We start from the raw sequence: 4,751 nt of genomic DNA, 5'->3' as shown, positions 1-4,751 counted from the left end.
TATCTCGACGGTGCGAGTAAAAAAGCCGGACGGTCTACTTGTGTTGAATATGTAATTGCTTTCGTCCGACAACACTCCCCTAGATTGTCTTGGCTTGTCTGTAGTGATTACCCCTATCTTCTTTTCTTCAATATTATGCTTACATCCTTTTACGTGAGGCTTGGATGATTTCTTAGCTGTTCTGAAGTAGGGTGGGACCTTTGGTTTTTTGTTATTAATATTTATAAATGTATACTCCGCCCTGCATTTTTCATCTAGGCAGGCGAAGTCATTTTTATGAGTGATGATGCCTTGTCTGTAAAGCTTCTCTGCCTCCAAGACAGTTGTCTCTCTGTCCAGACTTATGCAAAATACACGATCCATTAATACATATCCTTCAGTGAGTCAACCAGTGTCTTTGATCATATTGGTTCATGAGTAATCGCTATGATACTACCCATAATAATGGGTCAAACATTGCGAAAAAGTTGCACTTCACCGTTACCGTTTGAATCTAGGCCACTCTTACCGGAAACACCGGAGAATTTGTAACCAGTGAGCTAGTGTCCGGTCAAGTCCTCTGATAATGACTTCTCAAACTCCACGATCAGGTCTACAAGACCGATCCTCAGGACTTTGCACAAGTCCCGAAGCTGCACGATGTCCAAGCGACGTGTTCCGCTTTCTACGTCGCTCATGAAGGACTGTGGTCGGTTCAGGGCCTTTGARCACTGKACTTGAGTCAGRCCAGCCGCYTTCCTGTRCKTCTTCARCAGCGACAAAAGMACAGCGTKTTCGGGTCKATAKATCGTCTTGGACATGGCTGACTGGCTACGAGTGGAMAGCCTTCCAACCTATATCTGGTTTTCAGATATCTGAATTTCAGATAAATTAACCTCTGGCGAGGTACGCCATCCACTCACCGATTGCGGACGAACCATGAACGAAAAGCTATTTGTACTGACCAGCCAGAAGAAGAACACGAACCACGTCTTGCACCTGATCATGACCATTCTGACTGGRGGTCTATGGTTGATCGTTTGGCTGATCGTCACGTCAAACAAAAACAGCCACAACAAGAAACTCGACAAGCAAATCAACCATGTATTGAAGTACAAGGAGCAGGGTTTGAGCGACGCCGACACCTACAAACAGATCAAGGTGGACAAGGCGAACTCTGACGTAATCCAAGGTCGGGTGATTTTTGTCGTGCTGGTAGTGGTGTTCCTTTACTTCTACCTGCGGTAGATAATTCGGTGCGATGCACGATGATTGGGAGGGGACCTTTCCTAAGAAGCCTTTTAGGATTGCTCCCCCCACGCACTGACTAGTACTCAAGCAGCGGGACTGAAGGTCAACGAAGCATCATCAGGAAAGCGGAAGCTTTCAGTAGGATTACAACTGAAGCTTGATCACAATTGAAATTTATTACGGGTACTAATGAACGTCAGTGAATCCCGTATTTAAGAAGGTTGCTCTCAGGCTATCGCCTGTCCGTGCTAACCGTTGACCGAAGGTCAGATGGTATAACACTATCAAGCTTGCTTGATGAATGATTCCATTTTGAAGCTGATCAACAATTTATTAATTTATTGGATGAACTACCTCAAGAGGGGAACTCTTCAGGAGGGATAAGCTCAAGGCTGTCGCCTTACCCGTGCTAAGCCTTGAACGTAAGTTCAAGAGGTATACCATTATTTCTTTGGGGCTTCACTTCGTGAGTTAGTGCCCCAGACCTATTTCAGTGTGCAACAAATTCAAGTGTTCTTCAGCTTAGACGTTGCCGTCTCCGTGCGTTCGCTTCTCTCTTATCCGAGCGTATTTAATTCTGCCCCTCAAACCGTCAAGCCAATCGTTCGCTTCGCTTCACTTCTATATCCGAGCGTAATTCAGATTGCAGTCAGCCCCCGGCGGAATGTCCTCAATGCTTCGCCATACGCCAGATACTCGCCAGCGTTGTACAGTTCGGTAATCTGCTGTGGAATCTTCCGTGCCTCGCGTACTGGCGCAGTTAGTACGACAGGTGCGGGCGGCTCATCACCACCAACCGCCTTCAGAATGTCCGCGTTGTTTTCATGGTAGGAGTTGGCGAAATCCACTTCGAACTGTAGTTCCTGACGTACTGTCGGATTCCGTTCAAGGTAGATTTCCATTCCGCCAATGGCGAACCGGGCACACTGACAGATTCTTCGTGCTTGCTGGTCGCTCATCGTGCGTAGACCTTCTAGGCGAATAACGCGCTTCACGATCTCGGTGCTGATTTCGTTGAGCAGGCAAGCTCGTAGTACATGGGAAGGGCTGACGTTCAGCGTGCCTTTATGGACGCCTGCCACAGTAATGCAGGCGCCAAAGACGTAATCGTCAACCCAGCCAAGGCGTTCATCCTGGGCCACCTTGAAATGGCTTGCGTTCTGATTGATCAGGGCTTTGGGTTTGGGGCCGCGTTTGCTGCGTTGTGCGTCAAGGTCTACAGCGCCATCCGGCAAGGCTTCAACCACAATCTCAACAGCTTCGCGGCGTGGATTTGGGTCAAGGTCGTAGCGCAGGTGAGCCGGTTGGTTCTTGGTAGTCGGGATCGACGTGTAATCGTAAGTCGTCTGGGGTAGGGCGTGGATCGTGTAGCTCCCCAGTATCTCGCCTGTGTGCTTTTCTACGATAAAATGTTCGATGTTGTGTGTGCTTTTACGTGCAATGTGTAGCATGGATAATCTCCTGTTCAAGTTCATTTCATAGGCAGTTCCTCTCGGGTAGTGCCGGGGTTTGGTTTGTCAAATAGTGACCGCCGCAGACAAGTGCTTACGGCGGTAACATTGGAGTTTTTAGTCACGAATGTGGCGTGTAGACGTGCGGAGTCGCTCAATGACACGAGTATCAATCTGCCCTTCATATTTCTCTACAAGCTCATTGCAGTAATTCCGTCGAGCTGCGTTGTACGCTTCGAAAGCCTCGATAATGTTGTGACACTTCCCAAGATACACCGACTTCCCATACATCGAGAGACGAGAAACAAACCCTTCGCCTCTCGCCGCCACAGTTACGCCAATGGGAAGCATCCCTCGCTGACTTCGAGTATCTCGAAACATCTGATTGATCACCCTCGGGACCAGCGAACAGAATTCCGGTGAGTACACGGTATTGAGTGGATCAAGAATATCCTTGTCCAGTTCCATGTCCGCTTCGGATGCGTAAGGCTGACCCACAAACCAATCTGCAAACTCTTGGAAGTCATGCCATTTTGGGCAAACCGTACAGCCGGTATATGCAGTAGCTCCCGACCTGTAGCACCGATTAAGCATGTCTTTCCATCGCTGAAATGAACGACATGTAGTCTCGTGATAAGGCATACCCAAAGCTTTGCGTCTCTCTGCCGAATCGTAGCCAACTCCGCAGAGCAGCTTGGCGTCTCGTGGTGGAGCAAAGAGCGGAGCCTCTTCACCCAGTGAGTAGTCGAGATGGAGACCGAAGAATTCCGGGTGTACGTAAACGGTTTTGATGMTGAACTGTTCATTGCTGTGATTCATTAGTTCCTCCTAAATGGTAAAAAAAAGACGATAAAAAACCGACTCAAGGTCGGCATCGTCGTCATCGTTCTATCTTCATTGAAGGAATGAACTTTGTTAGCGTCGGTACTCGGCCTCTTTATTGAGTTGGATCATTTGAAGATGATTCATGGTTAATCTCGCGGTGTTGCTTCGACCGTCAGTGGTGGTCAGCCAATATATAGACAACACAATACCGATCATCTGGCACTGTATGGGTGCGGGACGTGTTCGGCGTGTTTGTCTGAAGTGATCATTCTACACAGCTTGACACTTTCTGTCAAGGACTAGTTGACGCTGGGTGGCAACTATGCAACGCACTGTGGCATCTAAGCACTCCAATCCCCACACACCTCCAATAGCTTCAATAAGCACAAAACCGGTTTCCAGCGAGGGAGAACGCCTCCTGCTTAGTTCAGACAGACATGGAGGCCAGTAAATACTGAACAGAGCGGAAGTGGGTACTTGGAGTCTGACGAAATTGGTGCGGGTTTTGACGGGGTTTATCGAGGGTTATCGATGGTTTCTGTGATTGCGTAAAGCAGCCTCGAAACCCCTGCCGTTGGTGCCTTGCCTCAAGCAAGAGTGGGAAGTTTGGAGATTGCCGCCAGCTTCTGTACCGCACTCGCACCTTTCGAATATACGTCGTGCGTCACAGAGCCCGTTTCATGCCCAACCAGCTCAGCGATCAATTGGATCCATATATTTCAAGGTGTGACATCGCCTTGATATTGATTGGATCCAATCTACGCTAGGGTAGCTTTCAGGCTGCATGTTGCGGCCCGAGCAATACCTGCCACGGGGAAATAAAATGAGCAAGGCACCAATCGGAACTACTGGTAAAACAGGCGAGAAGTCGCCAGAGAGCGGCGTATGGAAATCGCAAGACGCTCCTTCGACCACTGCACCAATCGCTAAGGGGAACGTGTTCCCTCCACACAACAGCAAAGCCGTTACATGGAAGCTGCTCTCTTACGCCTAAGCTTCAACCGCTGTAGTGAAAGCCCCGATATTGCGGGGCTTGATCAATCTATTAGGTGCAGCACGTCTCTGACATTCAGGTGTGAGTAACGTGCTACGGATCGAGTGTCCCTGTGGCCCGATACGATCATGATCTGTGCGTTGTTGAATCCCTTCTTGGCGACGTTTGTGATTCTGGTGTGCCTGAGCTGGTGCAGCCTGACGCTGCTATCAAGTCCAGCCTTTACACGTGCAAGGCGTACAGCCTGAGTA

At 49.0% G+C, this 4,751-nt stretch carries 6 protein-coding genes; 1 reads left to right on the top strand and 5 read right to left on the bottom strand.

The genetic code is table 11. The features are described from left to right. Together ACXRVY_RS17640 and ACXRVY_RS17635 are read right to left on the bottom strand one after the other, a co-directional pair. A partial coding sequence (locus ACXRVY_RS17640) for a hypothetical protein (protein ID WP_458237870.1) occupies positions 1-363 on the bottom strand: 363 nt, incomplete at its 3' end. A gap of 176 nt (positions 364-539) precedes the next feature. Continuing rightward, positions 540-800, bottom strand: coding sequence for a helix-turn-helix domain-containing protein (locus ACXRVY_RS17635; RefSeq protein WP_458237869.1), 261 nt, complete (start codon positions 798-800; stop codon positions 540-542). A 118-nt stretch (positions 801-918) separates the two neighbouring features. Here ACXRVY_RS17635 and ACXRVY_RS17630 point away from each other — a divergent pair, with 118 nt between their 5' ends. Next, positions 919-1,227 (top strand): hypothetical protein, encoded by a 309-nt coding sequence (locus tag ACXRVY_RS17630; RefSeq protein WP_457265811.1) that lies wholly within the window; start codon positions 919-921, stop codon positions 1,225-1,227. Between the two features lie 641 nt (positions 1,228-1,868). Here the strand turns inward: ACXRVY_RS17630 and ACXRVY_RS17625 are convergent. The 3 genes from ACXRVY_RS17625 to ACXRVY_RS17615 form a co-directional block, all read right to left on the bottom strand. Continuing rightward, positions 1,869-2,681: a hypothetical protein gene (locus tag ACXRVY_RS17625; protein ID WP_457265810.1), complete on the bottom strand. Its 813-nt coding sequence runs from the start codon at positions 2,679-2,681 to the stop codon at positions 1,869-1,871. A gap of 117 nt (positions 2,682-2,798) precedes the next feature. Continuing rightward, entirely contained in the window at positions 2,799-3,500 is a 702-nt protein-coding gene (locus tag ACXRVY_RS17620; protein ID WP_458237868.1) for a hypothetical protein, read from the bottom strand. Between the two features lie 1,043 nt (positions 3,501-4,543). Then, positions 4,544-4,751, bottom strand: a 208-nt coding sequence (locus tag ACXRVY_RS17615; RefSeq protein WP_458237867.1) for a tyrosine-type recombinase/integrase, incomplete at its 5' end; no start/stop codon positions are given.

Source organism: Pseudomonas sp. P5_A2_2, from assembly GCF_054177685.1.
Note: the sequence above shows the minus strand (reverse complement) of the source record. Positions and strands in the feature narration are given on the sequence as shown.

Bases quoted from the DNA above. Each gene is read 5' to 3' on its own strand.
- ACXRVY_RS17625 (WP_457265810.1), bottom strand. From the start codon at position 2,681: ATGCTACACATTGCACGTAAAAGCACACACAACATCGAACATTTTATC.